At 72.3% G+C, this 15,545-nt stretch carries 19 protein-coding genes and 1 pseudogene; 11 read left to right on the top strand and 9 right to left on the bottom strand.

The genetic code is table 11. The features are described 5' to 3' along the window. Positions 1 to 310 precede the first annotated feature (310 nt). The 4 genes from Y09_RS13610 to Y09_RS13595 are packed head-to-tail and all read left to right on the top strand — an operon-like array spanning position 311 to position 2,050. Entirely contained in the window at positions 311 to 571 is a 261-nt protein-coding gene (locus Y09_RS13610) for a hypothetical protein (protein ID WP_053918218.1), read from the top strand. A gap of 2 nt (positions 572 to 573) precedes the next feature. Next, positions 574 to 1,584: a hypothetical protein gene (locus Y09_RS13605; RefSeq protein ID WP_053918217.1), complete on the top strand. Its 1,011-nt coding sequence runs from the start codon at positions 574 to 576 to the stop codon at positions 1,582 to 1,584. Then, the gene (locus Y09_RS13600) at positions 1,581 to 1,772 is read left to right on the top strand and encodes a hypothetical protein (RefSeq protein ID WP_053918216.1); all 192 of its coding nucleotides are present in this window, start codon (positions 1,581 to 1,583) and stop codon (positions 1,770 to 1,772) included. The genes Y09_RS13605 and Y09_RS13600 overlap by 4 nt, the downstream gene beginning before the upstream one ends. Positions 1,773 to 1,807: 35 nt before the next feature. Further along, positions 1,808 to 2,050, top strand: a complete 243-nt coding sequence (locus Y09_RS13595; protein ID WP_053918215.1) for a hypothetical protein — start codon at positions 1,808 to 1,810, stop codon at positions 2,048 to 2,050. Positions 2,051 to 2,139: 89 nt separating this feature from the next. Here Y09_RS13595 and Y09_RS13590 read toward each other — a convergent pair whose 3' ends face one another. From Y09_RS13590 to Y09_RS13575, 4 genes are read right to left on the bottom strand one after another with little or no spacing between them, the layout of a single operon-like run. Next, positions 2,140 to 2,916 (bottom strand): SDR family NAD(P)-dependent oxidoreductase, encoded by a 777-nt coding sequence (locus Y09_RS13590; RefSeq protein ID WP_053918214.1) that lies wholly within the window; start codon positions 2,914 to 2,916, stop codon positions 2,140 to 2,142. Between the two features lie 28 nt (positions 2,917 to 2,944). Beyond that, the gene (locus tag Y09_RS13585) at positions 2,945 to 3,790 is read right to left on the bottom strand and encodes a MetQ/NlpA family ABC transporter substrate-binding protein (RefSeq protein ID WP_053918213.1); all 846 of its coding nucleotides are present in this window, start codon (positions 3,788 to 3,790) and stop codon (positions 2,945 to 2,947) included. Positions 3,791 to 3,827: 37 nt separating this feature from the next. After that, a complete protein-coding gene (locus Y09_RS13580; RefSeq protein ID WP_053918212.1) occupies positions 3,828 to 4,523 on the bottom strand; it encodes a methionine ABC transporter permease in 696 nt (231 codons plus the stop codon). After that, positions 4,520 to 5,536 (bottom strand): methionine ABC transporter ATP-binding protein, encoded by a 1,017-nt coding sequence (locus Y09_RS13575; RefSeq protein WP_053918211.1) that lies wholly within the window; start codon positions 5,534 to 5,536, stop codon positions 4,520 to 4,522. The genes Y09_RS13580 and Y09_RS13575 overlap by 4 nt, the downstream gene beginning before the upstream one ends. Before the next feature lie 227 nt (positions 5,537 to 5,763). Here Y09_RS13575 and Y09_RS13570 point away from each other — a divergent pair, with 227 nt between their 5' ends. Genes Y09_RS13570 through Y09_RS13555 form a run of 4 tightly spaced genes read left to right on the top strand, consistent with a single transcriptional unit; the run spans position 5,764 to position 8,121 of the window. Beyond that, on the top strand, positions 5,764 to 6,273 hold the full coding sequence (locus Y09_RS13570; protein WP_053918210.1) for a hypothetical protein: 510 nt from the start codon (positions 5,764 to 5,766) through the stop codon (positions 6,271 to 6,273). A 56-nt stretch (positions 6,274 to 6,329) separates the two neighbouring features. After that, positions 6,330 to 6,779: a hypothetical protein gene (locus Y09_RS17585; RefSeq protein WP_053918209.1), complete on the top strand. Its 450-nt coding sequence runs from the start codon at positions 6,330 to 6,332 to the stop codon at positions 6,777 to 6,779. Then, positions 6,686 to 7,498 carry a sensor histidine kinase gene (locus Y09_RS13560; RefSeq protein ID WP_053918208.1) on the top strand — a complete coding sequence of 271 codons (813 nt, stop codon included), beginning with the start codon at positions 6,686 to 6,688 and terminating at the stop codon, positions 7,496 to 7,498. Before Y09_RS17585 ends, Y09_RS13560 begins: the two co-directional genes overlap by 94 nt. Then, the gene (locus Y09_RS13555) at positions 7,495 to 8,121 is read left to right on the top strand and encodes a response regulator transcription factor (protein ID WP_053918207.1); all 627 of its coding nucleotides are present in this window, start codon (positions 7,495 to 7,497) and stop codon (positions 8,119 to 8,121) included. Before Y09_RS13560 ends, Y09_RS13555 begins: the two co-directional genes overlap by 4 nt. A 16-nt stretch (positions 8,122 to 8,137) precedes the next feature. Here the strand turns inward: Y09_RS13555 and Y09_RS13550 are convergent, their stop codons facing one another. The 4 genes from Y09_RS13550 to tadA all read right to left on the bottom strand — a co-directional run bounded on the left by Y09_RS13550 (position 8,138) and on the right by tadA (position 11,500). Further along, positions 8,138 to 9,163, bottom strand: coding sequence for an ABC transporter substrate-binding protein (locus tag Y09_RS13550; RefSeq protein WP_053918206.1), 1,026 nt, complete (start codon positions 9,161 to 9,163; stop codon positions 8,138 to 8,140). 42 nt (positions 9,164 to 9,205) lie between these two features. Then, positions 9,206 to 10,069: an ABC transporter permease gene (locus tag Y09_RS13545; protein WP_053918205.1), complete on the bottom strand. Its 864-nt coding sequence runs from the start codon at positions 10,067 to 10,069 to the stop codon at positions 9,206 to 9,208. Beyond that, positions 10,066 to 10,863, bottom strand: a complete 798-nt coding sequence (locus Y09_RS13540; RefSeq protein ID WP_053918204.1) for an ABC transporter ATP-binding protein — start codon at positions 10,861 to 10,863, stop codon at positions 10,066 to 10,068. The genes Y09_RS13545 and Y09_RS13540 overlap by 4 nt, the downstream gene beginning before the upstream one ends. A 193-nt stretch (positions 10,864 to 11,056) precedes the next feature. After that, the gene (tadA, locus tag Y09_RS13535; RefSeq protein ID WP_053918203.1) at positions 11,057 to 11,500 is read right to left on the bottom strand and encodes a tRNA adenosine(34) deaminase TadA; all 444 of its coding nucleotides are present in this window, start codon (positions 11,498 to 11,500) and stop codon (positions 11,057 to 11,059) included. A 190-nt stretch (positions 11,501 to 11,690) separates the two neighbouring features. On the opposite strand from tadA, the gene upp reads away from it, so the two are divergent. Next, positions 11,691 to 12,329, top strand: coding sequence for a uracil phosphoribosyltransferase (gene upp, locus Y09_RS13530; protein ID WP_053918202.1), 639 nt, complete (start codon positions 11,691 to 11,693; stop codon positions 12,327 to 12,329). 413 nt (positions 12,330 to 12,742) lie between these two features. Next, on the top strand, positions 12,743 to 13,510 hold the full coding sequence (locus Y09_RS13525) for a winged helix-turn-helix domain-containing protein (protein WP_053918201.1): 768 nt from the start codon (positions 12,743 to 12,745) through the stop codon (positions 13,508 to 13,510). Positions 13,511 to 14,247: 737 nt separating this feature from the next. Here the strand turns inward: Y09_RS13525 and Y09_RS13520 are convergent. Next, positions 14,248 to 15,039: a protein phosphatase 2C domain-containing protein gene (locus tag Y09_RS13520; protein ID WP_053918200.1), complete on the bottom strand. Its 792-nt coding sequence runs from the start codon at positions 15,037 to 15,039 to the stop codon at positions 14,248 to 14,250. Positions 15,040 to 15,143: 104 nt separating this feature from the next. On the opposite strand from Y09_RS13520, the pseudogene Y09_RS13515 reads away from it, so the two are divergent. Next, a pseudogene (locus tag Y09_RS13515) lies at positions 15,144 to 15,545 on the top strand (chromosome partitioning protein); the annotation flags it as partial.

Raw genomic sequence — 15,545 nt, 5'->3', positions numbered from 1 at the left:
GCCAGCCAGCCCCGGGCCGGCCACCACGAACACTTACAGCCGATTCACTCGCAGGCGTCACCCGTCGGCTCAGCCGCACGGCGCTGGGGTCCATCGATCTCCGTCTGATCGGAGCTGTCCCGGAGCCGGACGCCGCGGAGTTCCTCGAGCCCGGAGTCTCACCCCCGCACCGACCCCGGCAGGCTGTCCTGCACGATCGGGACACCGGACGCACCGAGAAGCTGCAGCTGGCGGAGATCACCCCGCTCGAGGAGTGGCGAGCTCTCCTCGCCGACCGAACCGGCATTCCCACACAGACAGGGGCCCTGGGATGAGTCGAGTCCATGCGAGCGCCGAGGACCTCGAGAAGTTCGCGCGTCGCCTGCGCGGGATCCAGGAGGAGATCGATCGATTCAACCGCGAGCTGGAGCGCACGTTGGAGACCATCGACTGGAGGGATTCGGTCAAGGACCGCATCGACGCGGATGTCCGCCAAGCGGTGAGCGGAATGCGCCGCTTCTCCGCGTCGCTCGGAGATCACGCCCGTCATGTCGACGTCAAGGCGCGTTCCCTGCGAGAGTTCCTGCGCTGACCATGTCGCAGGTTCATTCCAGCAGGCACGCTCTCGACCGTGCTCGGGCCGGGATCACCGCCTTCTCGATGGCGATGATCGCCTCCGATGCCGAGAACCGTCGTCACATGGCCCACGCCCGGTCCGAGGCGGATGCGGCACTCGATCGGCGCGAGCAGGACGTCCGGGGTGCGGAGCAGCTGCTGCGCGCCGCACGCTCCGAGCTGCACTCCGCCCAGGCCGAGCGCGCTGCGGCGGAATCAGAGTTCTCTGCGGCCCTCGCCTCGGTGCCGAGCGACAGTCGTTACGCCGCCGCGGCACGTGCACGGGTCGATCGCGCACGCGGCAGGCTGTCCGAGGCTCGCAGTCGCGAGCAGCGCGCCCAGCACGAGACGGAGGGGGCGCGCGCCCGGCTGCGTCGGGCCACGGACGCCCGTGATCGATGCTCTGCCGCCCGGCGGCGGATCCATGAGGCTGCCGCGCGCTACCGCTCAGCCGCCCTCACCTACGTCGCCGCGAGTACGGCCACCGTGAGCGCCGGCCGACGCACCCTCGGGCGTCTCGCCGGCATCCTGGACAAGTACCTGGCGATCGACGCCTACAGCTCCGCGGAGGCGGCCCCTGGGCGCTCCGGCACCGGCTCCGCGGGTGAACGCTCCGCGGGGAGGGGGTCCTCCCCGGCCTGGGTGGGACGCTTCGGACTAGATCTGGTGCGACTCACCGAGATCGAGGAGGTCTCCGCCGAACTCTGCACGGCACTGCATCGTTGGGATATCGAACGGTTCGAGAACGTGGTCGAGAAACTGCTCTCCGGGGAGAACTGGCAGCAGGAAGTGCGGGCCTCGGACGCGCGCGAAGGGCGCTCGGGGGAACGCACTCTCCGCGGAGTTGTGGACCGTCTCTGCCTGGACCCCGTCGTGCTGCGGGTCGGCTCTCCCATCACAGTCCTCTCAGGCCACGGCCACGTCGCAGCGGCTCGCCGCGCCGGCATGGACAGGATCCCTGCGCGGGTCCTCGAGGAGGACGCCCGATGAACGACATCCGCATGGCCGCCGCCTCCCTGCGCTCGGTCGGTGACACGGTCCACGAGGAGTGGGACGACGCCGCCTCCGCACGCTTCCGGCGGGACGTGGTCGCGCCGCTCGTCGCAGCCGCCCTCGCGCTCGCCCGTGCGCAGGACACCGCCCGCGACGAGATCGCGCGAGCGAAGCAGGAGCTCTGAGATCACCAGCATGCCCCACCTCTTCAGAAGGAATCATGAGCGAACAGCCGCCCCCTGACGTCCTCACGCCTCCGCAGAGGGATGAGTCCGCGCAGCCCACGGCCGAGCAGCGCCGACGGAGACGCCGGACGATCTGGTTGATCGTCCGGCTCGCGCTCCTAGCGCTGCTGATCGTGCTCGTGCTGTGGGGGGTGGTCTCCTGCGTCAATGCGCTCTCAGAGGCGATGCAGCCGACCGCAGCCTCAACTCTCGACGTGGTCACCGCAGCGACCCCGTGATCCTCGGTGCGGTTCGGGCCTACGAGCTCGCCTGGCTGCTGGATCAGCTGGGGGCGACGGAGCTGCTCTGACGGGCCCCGGCCCGGCGCTCAGCTGACCAGGTACCCGCCGTCGACCGGGATCTCGGCGCCGTTGACCATCGAGGCGGCGTCCGAGGCGAGCCAGACCGCGACGTCGGAGACCTCGCGGGGCTGGGCGAAGCGGGACTGCGGGATCCGGGCGAGCATCGGGGCGGCCTTCTCCGGCTGCTCGCCCCACGCCGTCTTCCCCATGTCGGTGAGCACCACGGTGGGGCAGATCGAGTTGGCGCGCACGCCCCGCTCCCCCAGCTCGAGGGCGAGGGTGCGGGTGGCCATCACCAGGCCGGTCTTCGCGGTCGAGGAGGCGTAGTGTTCGGCCAGCGGGCGCAGCGCGGCGGCGGAGGCGATCGTGACGATCGCACCGCCGCTTGACGCGGCCATCGCCGCGCCGGCCCGCGCCGCGAGCAGCGCTGGCGCGCGCAGTTTCACCTGCAGCGTCTCGTCGAAGTGGGCGGTCTCCAGCGTCTCGACAGTCTCCGGATGGGAGAGGCCGGCATTGTTCACCAGCACGTCCAGGCCGTCCATCAGCCCGTTCGCCTCGTCCCAGAGGCGGTCCGGGACGTCCGGGTCGGCGAGGTCCGCGGTGAAGACCGCCGTGCGGACGCCGTGCTCAGCGCCCAGGCGCTCGGCGGGCGCCTCGAGGGAGGCGCCGTCACGGGCGGTGAGCACGAGATCGGCGCCGGCCGCCGCGAAGGCGCGGGCGATGTCGGCGCCGATCCCTCGGCTCGCTCCCGTGATCAGGGCCTTCCGGCCGGACAGGGGTCGCTGCTGCGGCTCGGGGCTCATCGCCCCAGGCTACTCAGCGAGCGGGTGCTCAGAAGGCGGGGATGACTGAGCCGTCGGTGTAGGTCTCCTCGATGAAGGAGCGGACGTCGTCGCTGTGGAGCAGCTCGTCGAGCTTCACGAGGGCCTCGTTCTCCGCGTCGGCGGTGCGCACCACCATCATGTTCGCGTTCGGGTTGCCCTCGCCCTCCTCGATGACGATGGCCTCCTCGGAGGGGTTCAGGCCCGCCTCGAGGGCGTAGTTGCCGTTGACGACGGCGATCGCGAAGTCGGCGAGGGAGCGCGGGATCTGGGCGGCCTCGAGCTCGGTGAACTGCAGGTTCTTCGGGTTCTCGGCGATGTCGCCGGTGGTGGCCGAGGTGGGGGCGACGCCGTCGGCGAGGGTGATCACGCCGTTGGCGGCGAGCAGGTCCAGGCCGCGGCCGCGGTTGGTGGGGTCGTTCGCGATCGCGACCTCGTCCCCGTCCTGCAGCTCGTCGAGCGAGGTGAGGGTCTCGGAGTAGACGCCGAGGGGCTCCACGTGGATGCCCTCGAAGGCGTGGAAGTCGTAGCCCTTCTCGGACATCTGGCCCTCGAGGAAGGCGGGGGTCTGGTAGAAGTTCGCGTCGAGGTCGCCGTCGTTCAGCGCCTGGTTGGGCAGCTGGTAGTCGGTGTACTCGCTGATCTCGAGCGAGAGGCCCGCGCCCTCGGCGAGGTTGTCCTGGACGAACTGGAGGATCTGGGCGTGCGGGGCCGGGGAGGCGCCGATGCGGATCGTGGCCACGCCGTTCTCCTCCGTCGGCCCCTCGTTGCCGCCGGCGCCGCAGGCGGCGAGGGCGAGCGCGGCGAGGCCCGCGCCGGAGGCGAGCAGAGTGGTGCGGCGGGAGATGTGGGTCATGGGGATGTCCTTCTCGACGTGGGTGGGATGAAGCAGGTCAGCGGGCCGCGGCGCGGTGGTCGACGGCGCGGGAGAGGGCGGAGCCGAGCGCCTGGACGGCGATCACGATGACCACCAGCACGACCACGGTCGCGACCATGACCACGTTGTCGTAGCTCTGGTAGCCGTTGCGGATCGCGAGGTCGCCCAGGCCCTTGCCGCCCACGGTGCCGGCCATGGCGGTGTAGCCGATGACGGCGATCGTGGTGGTGGTCAGCGAGCCGATGATGCCGGGCAGCGCCTCCGGCAGCAGGACCTGTCGGATGATCTGCCAGCGGGTGGCGCCCATCATCTGCACCGCCTCGACCTTCCCGGCGGAGATCTCGCGCAGGTTGATCTCGATGAGACGGGCGAGGAACGGGATCGCGGAGATCGCGAGCGCGAACATCGCGGCGTTCGGCCCGGTCACGCGACCCACGATGAAGCGGGTGACGGGGATCAGCGCGATGATCAGGATGATGAACGGGAAGGACCGCCCGACGTTCACGACGAAGCCGACGACGCGGTTCACCCAGCGGGCGAGACCGCCGCGGGCGCCGGAGGTCTCGAAGAGCAGCAGGCCCAGCGGAACACCGATGAGGGTGGAGAACATCATGGTCCCCACGGTCATGTACAGGGTGATCAGGGTGTTGGACCACAGCGAGGTGTTGGAGTCCCAGGTGGTGAATACGGGGTTGTCGAGCCACTCGATCATGCGGTCACCTCCTTCGCGACGACGCCGGCGCTCTCGAGCTCGGCGAGGAAGTCATCGAGCCCCTGGCGGGAGATCGGCTGTCCGGAACGGTTGCGCAGGGCGAGCTGGACCCGCCCCACCTGGCGGCCGCCGATGGTCTCGATGGTGCCGGCGACGAGGGTCGCCTCGGCCTCGTACGTCTCGGCCAGACGGATCAGGTCATCTGTGGCGCGGAAGCGCTCGGAGTCGCCGTAGTCGCAGTTCACGACCAGCGCCTCGATGCCGGTAGGAGCCGGCGGGAGCGGGATCAGCTCGGCGCTGAGGGGGCCGTGCGGATCGGCGGCGACCTCGAGCAGGTCGCCGCTCTGGGTGATCCGTCCGTCCTGGAGCAGGGTGACGGTGTCGCACACCTCGCGCACCACGCCCATCTCGTGGGTGATGATCACCACCGTGATGCCGAGACGCTCGCGCAGGTCGGCGAGCAGGCGCAGGATCTGCCGGGTGGTGGTGCCGTCCAGGGCGCTGGTCGGCTCGTCGCACAGCAGCACCTTCGGCTCGGCGGCGAGGCCGCGCGCGATGCCGACGCGCTGGATCTGCCCGCCCGAGAGCTGCGCGGGATGGTTGTGCTCGCGGCCGGTGAGCCCCACGAGCTCGACCAGCTCGGCGACGCGGCGCTCGCGCTCGGCGCGGGGCACCCCGGCGATCTCGAGCGGGTGGGCGATGTTCTGGGCGGCGGTGCGGGAGTCCAGCAGGTTCGCGTGCTGGAAGACCATCCCGATGTTCCGCCGGGCGGCGCGCAGCTGGGCGCCCTCGAGCGCGGCGATGTCGGTGCCGTCGATCTCGACCCGGCCCGAGGTGGGCTTCTCCAGCCCGGTCAGGCAGCGGATGAGCGTGGACTTGCCCGCCCCGGAGCGACCGACGATCCCGTGGATGCGGCCCGGCGCGAGGTGGAGGTCGATCCCGTCGAGCGCGACGACGGGGTCTCCGCCGCCGGGTGCGGGGAAGACCTTGCGCAGAGCGTCGAGAGTGATCACCCCAGAATTCAAGCATCGAGCGCCCCGCACGCCGAGCACGCGTTCATCTGCCGCAACAAACGTCACAGACCTGCAGGTCCCCATGTGGACGGGGCCACGCCGTGCGGTCTGACATCTGTCATGGGCGGGCCGTGACAGACGCATCCCGGTCGATGACACCGCGCCCTGCCGCGCAGCGCCGTGCACGGGGAGGCTGGAACCATCAGCCACCCGGAAGGACCCCACCCATGTTCCAGGACCTCCTCGTCCAGCTCCACGACCTCGTCTCCGGCCTCGAGCCGTGGCAGCAGGTGCTCGCGCTCGTCCCCGCCGGAGCGGTCCCCTTCATCGAGAGCTATCTCGGCTCCTTCCTGGGTACCACCCTCGGCATCCACCCGGCCCTCGCGATCCCCGCAGCGGTGCTGGGGAACCTGGTGGCGACCTTCGTGGTGATCGCGCTCGCCGGCCGCACCCGGGACGCGATCGCCCAGGGTCGTCGGAAGCACGGGGGCCGCTCCGTCGAGGAGCCCAGCCCCTCCCGCTTCCGAGCCAAGGTCGCCGCGGCGATGGAGAAGTACGGAGTGCCCGGGGTGTGCCTGCTGGGGCCGTTCGTGGTCGCCTCGCAGATCTCCGGCCCCGCGCTGGTCGCGCTCGGTGCCGAGCGAGGCCGGGTCTACCTCTGGATGGGCGTCTCGATCGTCCTGTGGGGCATCGCCTTCGGCGCCTTCGGCGGCCTGTTCCTCGCCGCGATCGGCTGAGCGGATACGCTTCGCCCCAGCTCGTCGACCATTCCTACGCCGAAGGGAGAACCGCTGTGGAGACCCGCACCGCACGCCAGTGGAGCGTGTTCTACGCCTACACGGCGTGGTCGGTCGTGCTCATCCAGGCGATCTTTCCGCTGGGCGTCCTGCTCGCGTTCGGCACCCCGGTGCCCGCGCTGCTGGCCGAGGCCCCGGCGGCGACCGCGGTGCTGATCGTGCAGATGGTGGTCGGCGCCTGGTCCGGGCACCGGGCGCTCGCACTGTGGTCGGCGGCCGCGCTGCCCGAGGCGCGGGACCGCTGGGACCTCCCGCAGGTGGGCAGCATCCCGGCGGACCGCTCGCTGCTCGCCACCGCGGTGCCGTCAGCCGTCATCGTGCTGCTGCAGCTGCTCGGCCTCTCCGCGGCCCCGTGCTCGTCGCCTCGCTCACGCTGCTCGCCGCCGCAGCGCTCCTGCGATGGCGCTGGCAGATCGGGGCGGCGGTGGCGGTCGCGACGACGGTGATCGCGATGGCGTTCGGGCTCTCCGCCCCCGTCGCCTTCCCCACCGGCGCGCTGCTGCTCGCCGTGGTGCTCACGGTGCGGATCTCCCTGTGGCTGGCGGCGATGGTGCGCGAGCTCGACGACGCCCGCGAGGCGCAGGCCCAGCTCGCCGTCGCCGAGGAGCGGCTGCGCTTCGCCCGCGACCTGCACGACGTCACCGGTCGCGACCTGTCCGTGATCGCCGTGAAGACCGAGCTGGTGGCGCAGCTGGCCGAGCGCGGCGACCCCCGCGCCGCGGAGCACGGCCGGGAGGCGGCGCAGATCGCCCGCACCTCGCTCGCCGAGATCCGCTCGCTCGTGCGCGGCTACCGCGAGGCGGATCTCGCGACCGAGCTGCAGGGCACTGCATCCCTTCTGCGGTCCGCGCACGTGGAGGTCACGGTCCACGGCGCCGCCGAGGACGTCCCCGCGGCCCGGGCCGGCACCGCCGCCTGGGTGCTGCGAGAGGGCGGGACGAATATCCTGCGCCATGCCGACCCGTCGGCCGTGGAGATCACCCTCCGCGCGGGCGGCGTCACGATGGTCAACGACGGCGCGCCCGAGGAGGCCGAGATCCGGGAGGGCAGCGGGCTGACCGGGATGCGCGAGCGCCTCGAGGACGAGGCGACCCTGGAGGTTCGCCGCGAGGGTGGCACCTTCACCCTCGACGTCCGCTTCACCCCGACCGGAGGATCCCGATGACCGATGCCCCTGCTCGCCCGCTGCGCGTGGTGCTCGTCGACGACGAGCACCTGATCCGCTCGGCGCTCGCGACGATGCTGTCCCTCGAGGAGGACCTCGAGGTGCTCGGCGAGGCCGGGACGGTCGCCGAGGGCGCGCGGCTGATCGCCGAGACCACGCCGGACATCGCCGTGGTGGACCTGCAGCTGCCCGACGGCGACGGGCTCGAGCTGTGCGAGCAGATCGCGGAGGCCTCCCCCGCGACCCGCTGCCTGATCCTCACCTCGCATGCGCGGCCCGGCTATCTCAAGCGCGCCCTCGCACAGGGGGTGCTGGGCTTCCTGCCGAAGACGACCTCGGCCGAGCAGCTCGCGCGTGCGGTCCGGGCCGTCGCCGCGGGGCGCCGCGCGATCGACCCCGAGCTGGCCGCGGAGACGATCTCCTCGGGCGACTCCCCGCTCACTCCGCGCGAGGCGGACGTGCTCGAGTTCGCGGCCGACGGCGCCCCCGTCGAGCAGATCGCCCGCCGCGCCCATCTGGCCCCGGGGACCGTGCGCAACTACCTCTCCAGCGCCCAGGCGAAGCTGCAGGCCTCGAACCGGCACGAGGCCGCCGCGATCGCCCGCCGCCAGGGCTGGATCTGAGGCCCGCGGAGGCGACTCAGCCCGCCGCGCCCTCCGCGAAGCTCGCGTCGACGATGCCGGCGATGTCCAGCGGCTCCGTGTAGGTGATCTGCTCGGCGTCGATCCACACGGACTGCATCGCCTCGAGCTGATCGGGCTGCGGGGCGAGATCCGGCAGGTAGGTGTACATCGGGGAGGCCTTCAGCACCTCGATGTCCTGGCCGAGGGTGTCGGCGAGGATCTGGTAGACCTCGTAGGTCTGCTTCCCGTCGGCCGAGAGCTCCTGGGCGCCCTTGGCCAGCGCGGTGAAGAAGCCCTGCGCCTGCTCGGCGCCGACGAAGGTCTCGGAGTACATCACGCCCGTGCCGGTGGTGCCCTTGGCGGGGACCGCGAGCGGGGAGGCGATCCCGGCCTCCTCGATCGAGGAGGAGAAGGGGGCCGACGGGGTCGCCGCGTCGACGGAGCCGTTGGTGAGCGCCGGCTCCTGGTCGGGGGTGGCGAGGTTGGAGATCTCCACGTCGTTCAGGGTCAGCCCGCCCTCGTCGAGCATCGCCGCGAGCAGGTAGCCGCCGGTCGCGCCGGGTCCGCCGGCCACGCCGATGGTGCGCCCCTTGAGGTCCGCGATCTCGCTGACGGTGCCGTCGTCGAGGAGGTCCTGGCGGACCTCGAGCGCGGTGGGCGAGTTCTCGGGGTCGCCCGGGGAGATGCCCATGGAGCCGACGACCTTGAAGGCCACGCCCTGCTCGAGGGCGTTGAACATCCCGGCGCTGAACCCGGCGACCATCACGTCGAGCTGGTCGTTGGACAGCATCGGCACGCCGTCCTGGCCGGACTTCAGCGGGGTGAGCTCGAGGGTGACGCCCTCCTCCTCGAAGTAGCCCATCGCGTCGGCGACGTACAGCGGCGCGAACAGGGCCGAGGGCAGGTGGCCCACGCGCACGGTGCCGGCGGCGCCGCCGGAGCCGCCGGAGGAGTCCTCGCCGGTGATGGCGGAGCCGCAGGCGGTCAGGGCGCCGCCGAGGGCGGTGGCGGCGGTGAGGGAGAGAAGGGTGCGTCGTCGCATCGGTGCTCCTGGGGGTGCAGGTGGTGGGGTGGGAGGTGGGGGTCAGCGCTCTCGGCGCCAGGGCAGCAGCAGCTTCTCGGAGCGGCTGAGGATCGTGGTGACCAGGGCGCCGATCAGTCCGATGACGACCAGGCCCACGTAGAGCTTCTCCGGGATGAACAGCTGCCAGGAGTTCCAGATCAGGTAGCCGAGCCCGGTGGTGGTCGCGCCGGTGAACTCGACAGCGGTGACCACCACGACGGCGGTGCCGGTGGCGGTCTTCAGCCCGGAGAACACGAAGGGCATCGCCCCGGGCAGGATCACGTGGCGGAAGCGGGAGAGGCCGGTGGCGCCGTAGGCGGCGCCGGCCTCGAGGAGCTTGCGGTCGATCGCCCACACGCCGGAGACGGTGTTGATCTGCATGATGAAGAAGGTCGTGATGAACACGGCGATGATCTTCGGCAGCTCGGTGGGGCCGAAGATCATCAGCAGGATCGGGAAGATCGCGATCTTCGGCAGCGGGTAGAGCGCGGAGAACAGCGGGCCGAGCGCGGCGTTCAGCGCGCGGGAGGAGCCCATCAGCAGGCCGACCACGATCCCGCACAGCGCGCCGAGGCCGCCGCCGACGGCGAGTCGCATCAGGGTGGGCGCGGTGTGCTGCCACAGCTCGCCGCTGACCAGCATCTCCCCGCCGGCGGCGACGATGCGGGTGGGCGGCGGGAAGAAACGCGGGTCGATGATCTCCACGCGCGCACAGAGCTCCCACAGCACCAGCAGCAGGATCGGCGTCGCGATCGAGAGGACCAGGTCTCGGGTGGCCAGGCGCCGGTCGCGGGCGCGCTGCTCCCGGGCGGCGACGAGGGTGCGCTGCTCGCGGCCGTCGGCCGTGGTCGCGGGGTGGGGGGCGGGGGCGGGGGCGGTGCTCATGCGGTCTCCTCGGCGGTGCGCGCGTCCTCGCGCAGCAGGTCCCAGATGCGCGAGCGCAGCGCCGCGTACTCGGGATCGCGCTCGATCTCGAAGGAGCGCGGACGGTCGAAGGGGACGGTGATGTCCTCGCGGAGGGTGCCGGGACGGCCGGACATCACGATCACACGGTCGGAGAGGACGATCGCCTCGTCGATGTCGTGGGTGACCATGAGGACGGTCTTGCGCTCGGCCTCCCACAGGGCGATGAGCTCCTCCTGCATGAGCATGCGGGTCTGGGCGTCGAGCGCACCGAGCGGCTCGTCCATGAGCAGCACCGGGGAGCCGGTCGCGAAGGCGCGGGCGATCGCGACGCGCTGGCGCATGCCGCCGGAGAGCTGATGGGGGTAGGAGTCCGCGAAGTCGGTCAGGCGCACCCGGGCGAGCCAGTCGTCGGCGATGCGCCGGCGCTCAGCCGTGCCGGTGCCGGTCATCCGCAGGCCGAAGGAGACGTTCTCCCGCACGGTCATCCAGGGGAAGACGCCGTGCTCCTGGAACACGAAGGCGGCGGGGATCCGGTGGCCCTCGTCCGGCATCGTCACGGAGCCGACGGTGCGCTCCTCGAGCCCGCCCAGGATGCGCAGGAAGGTCGACTTCCCGCAGCCGGACGGGCCGACGATGCAGGTGAAGGAGCCGGGCTCGAGGGTCAGGGAGAAGTCCTCGAGCGCCCAGACGGGGTCGGCGCCGGAGAAGAAGACCTTCGAGACGTCCTCGGCGACGACGGCGCCGGGCGGTGCGGCGGAAGAGGCGGTGTGCATGCGTGCTCCTGGTCCCGGGTCGGGCGGCGGCGACCGGCGGGCGTGCGGGGTCGATCGGGGCGGGACGGTGCGGGCGGGCCCGCGGGGCCACTCTAGACGGCTGTCTCGGAGTGCGGACCCTCGATCTCGCACGCAGGACCTCTCGAGGTGGCGGCGACATGCAGTCTGCGGCGGATCCGCTCTCGCGGGGGCGTCAGCGCTTCCGACGGGCGCGGAAGAAGTCGCGCAGCAGGCCGCCGCACTCCTGCCCGCGCACCCCGGTGGTGAGCTCGACGCGGTGGTTCAGCCGCGGCTCGCGCACCAGGTCGTAGAGAGAGCCGGCGGCCCCTGCCTTGGGATCCATCGCCCCGACGACCACCCGCTGCACGCGGGAGAGCACGATCGCGCCCGCGCACATGGTGCACGGCTCGAGGGTGACGACGAGGGTGGCGCCGGTGAGGTTCCAGCGCCCGGTCGCGCGGGCCGCGGCGCGCAGGGCGAGGATCTCGGCATGGGCGGTGGGGTCCTCGTCGGCCTCGCGCCGGTTACCGGCGGTGGCGAGGACCTCGCCGTCGGCCCCGAGGACGACGGCGCCGATGGGCACGTCGGCGGGCTCGCGCTCGGCGGCGGCACGGGCCTCGGCGAGCGCGAGGCCCATCAGCTCGTCATCGCTCGGAAGGGATGCCGGGAAACCGGGTGGTGTCGGGGTGGCCGGGGCGTCGGTCATACGCTCATTCTCCCGCGCTCCCTGCCCCGAGCAGCCCGGGGCGCGAGACCATCCTCTCCCCCGGGCCGCCGGTCGGCCCTGCGCGGCGTGGCACGGGGCGCCCTCCGGTAGATTCCCTCCCATGCGCGTTCTGGAGATCGACCACCCCCTCGTCGCCCACAAGCTGTCGGTGCTGCGCAATCGCGCCACCCATTCCTCGGTGTTCCGCCAGCTCGCCGACGAGCTGGTGACCCTGCTGGCCTACGAGGCGACCCGCAACGTCGCCACCGCGCCGGTGGAGATCGAGACGCCGGTGACCACGATGACCGGCACCCGCCTGACGAACCCCAAGCCGATGGTGGTGCCGATCCTCCGCGCGGGCCTGGGCATGCTGGACGGCCTCACCCGCCTGCTGCCCACCGCCGAGGTGGGCTTCCTGGGCATGGTCCGCAACGACGAGACCCTCGAGGTCACCACCTACGCGAACCGTCTGCCCGAGGACCTCTCCGGACGGCAGTGCTTCGTGCTGGACCCGATGCTCGCCACCGGCCACACCCTCATCGCCTCCTGCGAGTACCTCCACGAGCGCGGCGCGAAGGACATCACGTGCGTGACGCTGCTGTGCGCCCCGGAGGGCCTGAAGGCGCTCGAGGAGCAGCTGGACCCCGCGATCGACCTCACCGTCGTCACCGCCGCGATCGACGAGAAGCTGAACGAGAAGGGCTACATCGTGCCCGGCCTGGGCGACGCCGGCGACCGCCTCTTCGGCGTCGTCGACTGAGAACGCGGCCACTGACCTGCACGAAGGCCCTCCGCGAGGGCCTCGACGCAGGACCCTGACGCCCCGTCGCCGTCCCGAAATGTGAACAGGCGCTTGCCCCTCGGGACGGGACGGGGCATGCTCGTAGACATGACCTCGATCGCCGCGCACCGCGAGACCGCCCCCCGGGTGGTCCGCTCCGGCATGCGCGCGATGATGTTCATGATGATGATGCCGATGATGCATCGTCAGCCGAGCCTCTGAGCGCTCACGACCTCTCCGAGATCGGCTGACAGGAGCCGGCCGGAGGGCGCGGGCTCCAGGTGCCACCGGGAGCACACCCCTCACCGATCCGCCCCAGGCGTCGATCACCCAGGGATCCCGGGCCCACCGCCCGCCGCGCAGGACGCGCCGCATCTCGGAGAACTCGCATCATGACCATCGCCCTGGATCGCCCCACCACCAGCACCGCCGCGCATACCCGGTCCGCGGCTCCCCGCCTGCAGCGGGTGGGCGGGACCGCCTCGCGCCCCGTCGTCACCGAGGACGCCGTCACCATCACGGTGTCGGTCTCCCTGCCCGCCGGGACCGGTGACGTCGAGGCCGCGCTCATCGCCGACGAGCTGCGCACCCGGGCCCAGCGCCTGGTCGCCGCCCGCGACGGCCGCACCACGGTCTCGGTGGACAGCCCCCGTCCCTTCGCCGCGACCGGCCGCGGCACTACCCGTCCCCTGCCGCCCCGCGCCCAGGGCGCCGCCGCGGTGAGCCCGCTGCGGCCGCGCCGCAAGGGGATCGTCTCCCCGAACTCGCCGGCGCGCCGCGACGCGGAGGCGGCCCGCCGCCGCCAGCTGCAGGCCACCGCCGTCAGCCCCACGAGCCCCTCGCTGGCTCCCGAGGACTCGCTGGTCATCGACCTGTTCGGCCGTCGGGTGCGAATCGACGGGCAGGATGTGGACTTCACCCACAAGGAGTTCGAGCTGCTGGCCAAGCTGGCCCGCGACTCGCGCCGCACCATCTCCCGCACCGAGCTCATGGAGTCGGTCTGGGCCGATGCGCCCGAGGACACCGGTGAGCGCACTGTCGACGTGCACGTGCGCCGCGTGCGCACCAAGCTCGGCCGCTACCGCCGCCTGATCTCGACGGTGCGCGGCGCCGGCTACCGCCTGGACCCGGGCAGCGACGTCGCGGTCCTGGGGTCCTGAGGCACGGAGGCGCCGGGCCGGGCGGGGTCGTCCCCGCTCCGGACCCGGCGCGCCGCGCTCCGGCCACGTCCGCCGCTCTGCGGCTGCGCCTGCCGTGCCCCAGCCGCGTCTGCCGTGCCGTGAGCTGCGCGGGACCGGCGGGGAACCGCCATGGAATGCGACGAGCGGCCCGGAACTCTCAGCCGACAGTGTCGGGGGCTCACGGACCGCTCGTCAGGCCTGTCGTCCGTCAGGGGTGGGTGCGGGCGAACAGGCTGGACGGGCGGCCACAGGTGGGGGAACCTGGCATTGTCGCCCGTCCGGCCGCTCCCCATGAGGGGGGTCTTGAGGAACGGCACATCTCTCAAATTTTCAATGTCTTCCGACGCTCGGAACACTACCAGCCGAACGCGGGGGTTTCATCCTCCGAAGACCGACTCCGTCCGTTCTTCACGTCACGCTCCCCGCTGGGGCTCGCGACGCCTTTCCGAACGACGTCGTGACACCGAGTCTAGGCCCTGGATCGCCGTCTGTAAACGCACGGGGATGCCCTGTTCTTGCAGGTGACGTGCAGGAAACATAGCTCGGACGACACGCCGGGAAAAGGTCGAGCGATCCCCATGAAAGCGTCAAGAGACGCGGTCGGAAGGCACTTCGCGGACGCGGCACCGTCGCCCGGCCGGATGGTCGGCGCTCCGGTCACCCTCGACGTCAGCTCCGCGCTCCCACCGTGCATGCACGGTTCTCCCAGCCGCACCTCAGGGGCGATTGGTCCGAGATGCCCGATCCCCCGTGGTGGGCGCTCGGAGATGGAGGGTGAGCGAGGTCGCGTCGTCGTGGCGCTTGCGCGGTGCCCGCTCCGGGTCCAGCGCGTCCTCCGCTCGCCGGATCGAGGAGATCACCGCCCGCGGAGCCGTGCAGAGGGCGCGAGCGAGCGAGACGTCGTCGTGCAGCCCCAGCAGCTCCACCGCCCGGGTCACGCCGTCGCTGAGCAGATGGACGGCCGCGAGGTCCGCGAGCGGGACCCGGCCCGTCAGCGCCTCGTCCGCGGCCGCCGGCTCGTGACGGGCGACCCAGAAGCCGCCGGGGGCGTTGCGGCACGCCTCGATCGCCTCGGCGCCGCGCTCGCGGCGCACCACCTCCTCGATCCGCCGGTCGGTCAGGCGCACGACGGAGCCGTCGCAGTGCTCCAGGAGCAGGGAGGCGTCGCAGAGCACGAGGTGCTCGAGATGCGTCCCGGTGCGGCGCACCGCGGCGACGGTGGCCGACGGGCCGCCCGCCTCGAGGTCGCACTCGTGCTCGTGCAGGGAGCGGACCTCGCCGATCGCGGCGGCGAGGGCGTCGGCGAGCGGGACGGCGGGATCCTGGGCGCGGGCGAGAAGACGGGCGGCGAGGGAGTGGGAGAACCAGGCGACGCCGTGGCGGCAGCCGGAGCGGAAGCGGGCGGGCACCCCGGCCCCGTCCAGGACCACGGCGACCTCGCCCAGCACCCCCGCCGCGTCCTCGTCCGCACCGGGCACGGCCGGGTCGCTGAGGGACGTGATGTGCACGCCGCCACTGTAGGCGCGGGAGGGGGCCGCCGCGCCCGTAGAGTGGTTCCGGACCTCTGCCGCGGACCCCGTCCGGCGGCGCTCAGCATGGAAGGGATGACCAGATGATCGCGCAGGCGCGCATCACCTCCGAGACGACCGCCACGGTGCATCTCGCGGACGAGTCCGTCGAGGTCTCCGGGGCCGACCTCCCCGAGGTCCGGGACCGGGTCAAGCAGGTCTTCATCACCTCCGCCAAGAGCGCCGACGAGGAGCTCGACGTGGTCATCGTCGAGCCCGACGTGCGTCACCACCTGCGCGTGGAGCCGAGCGGGCGGATCTCCCCGCGCGAGGCCGACGACCGCCCGCTCTTCGGCCCCGGGGCCGACGATCCGCTGATCGCGCCGCCGCTCATGGTCACCGGCGAGCAGGCCGCGGTCGACGCCGAGGGCGCGCCTGCCGCGCGTCCGCACCGCGCGCGCCGGCGCCGGGCCGCCGCGAAGCCGCCGAGCACCGCACCGGGCTCC

It is taken from the genome of Brachybacterium sp. SW0106-09 (assembly GCF_001293905.1).
Lineage (GTDB): Bacteria > Actinomycetota > Actinomycetes > Actinomycetales > Dermabacteraceae > Brachybacterium > Brachybacterium conglomeratum.
Note: the sequence above shows the minus strand (reverse complement) of the source record. Positions and strands in the feature narration are given on the sequence as shown.

Excerpts from the sequence above, each read along its gene's own strand:
- Y09_RS13610 (WP_053918218.1), top strand. The coding sequence starts at position 311 with ATGAGTCGAGTCCATGCGAGCGCCGAGGACCTCGAGAAGTTCGCGCGT.
- Y09_RS13605 (WP_053918217.1), top strand. The coding sequence starts at position 574 with ATGTCGCAGGTTCATTCCAGCAGGCACGCTCTCGACCGTGCTCGGGCC.
- Y09_RS13600 (WP_053918216.1), top strand. The coding sequence starts at position 1,581 with ATGAACGACATCCGCATGGCCGCCGCCTCCCTGCGCTCGGTCGGTGAC.
- Y09_RS13595 (WP_053918215.1), top strand. The coding sequence starts at position 1,808 with ATGAGCGAACAGCCGCCCCCTGACGTCCTCACGCCTCCGCAGAGGGAT.
- Y09_RS13590 (WP_053918214.1), bottom strand. The coding sequence starts at position 2,916 with ATGAGCCCCGAGCCGCAGCAGCGACCCCTGTCCGGCCGGAAGGCCCTG.
- Y09_RS13585 (WP_053918213.1), bottom strand. The coding sequence starts at position 3,790 with ATGACCCACATCTCCCGCCGCACCACTCTGCTCGCCTCCGGCGCGGGC.
- Y09_RS13580 (WP_053918212.1), bottom strand. The coding sequence starts at position 4,523 with ATGATCGAGTGGCTCGACAACCCCGTATTCACCACCTGGGACTCCAAC.
- Y09_RS13570 (WP_053918210.1), top strand. The coding sequence starts at position 5,764 with ATGTTCCAGGACCTCCTCGTCCAGCTCCACGACCTCGTCTCCGGCCTC.
- Y09_RS13555 (WP_053918207.1), top strand. The coding sequence starts at position 7,495 with ATGACCGATGCCCCTGCTCGCCCGCTGCGCGTGGTGCTCGTCGACGAC.
- Y09_RS13550 (WP_053918206.1), bottom strand. The coding sequence starts at position 9,163 with ATGCGACGACGCACCCTTCTCTCCCTCACCGCCGCCACCGCCCTCGGC.
- Y09_RS13545 (WP_053918205.1), bottom strand. The coding sequence starts at position 10,069 with ATGAGCACCGCCCCCGCCCCCGCCCCCCACCCCGCGACCACGGCCGAC.
- Y09_RS13540 (WP_053918204.1), bottom strand. The coding sequence starts at position 10,863 with ATGCACACCGCCTCTTCCGCCGCACCGCCCGGCGCCGTCGTCGCCGAG.
- tadA (WP_053918203.1), bottom strand. The coding sequence starts at position 11,500 with ATGGGCCTCGCGCTCGCCGAGGCCCGTGCCGCCGCCGAGCGCGAGCCC.
- upp (WP_053918202.1), top strand. The coding sequence starts at position 11,691 with ATGCGCGTTCTGGAGATCGACCACCCCCTCGTCGCCCACAAGCTGTCG.
- Y09_RS13525 (WP_053918201.1), top strand. The coding sequence starts at position 12,743 with ATGACCATCGCCCTGGATCGCCCCACCACCAGCACCGCCGCGCATACC.